Raw genomic sequence first — 527 nt, forward strand, 5'->3', positions numbered from 1 at the left:
CGGTCGGGGCGAAGGCGGTGAGCACCTGGGCCAAGCGGTCGGCCTGGGCGCGGCCCCGGCCGTCGAGGGGGCGCAGGTCGTCGGGGCCGTCGAAGTCGGCGCGCTCGCCGGCGCTGGCGTGCCGCACGAGCACCAGCGTGGGGGTGCGCGGCACGTCGGTGCGGGCGAGGTCGGTCAGCACCGCGGCGTCGTGCGGGTGGGTGACCAGCGCCGACGCCTCCGGCACGGGGAGCCAGCGCAGCTCGTCGACCTCGTCGCCCCAGAACTCCACCCGCACCGGGTGCGGCTCGGTGGGCGGGAAGACGTCGAGCAGGCCACCGCGGACGGCGAACTCGCCGCGCTTCTCGACCAGCTCGACCCGGCTGTAGGCGGCGTCGACCAGCCGCTGGCCGACCGCGTCGAGCTCGGCCGAGTCGCCGGCGCGCAGCTCGACGGGCTCGAGGTCGCCCAGCCCGGGGGTCAGCGGCTGCAGCAGGCTGCGCACCGGGGCCACGAGGACGTCGATGCGCCCGGTCGCCGCCTCCGGG

1 pseudogene is annotated in these 527 nt (G+C 78.0%); it reads right to left on the reverse strand.

What is annotated here, in order from left to right:
* Positions 1 to 527: pseudogene (locus M3677_RS16865) on the reverse strand (transcription-repair coupling factor); the annotation flags it as partial.

Source organism: Curtobacterium sp. P97 (assembly GCF_023712445.1).
Taxonomy (GTDB): Bacteria; Actinomycetota; Actinomycetes; order Actinomycetales; family Microbacteriaceae; genus Curtobacterium.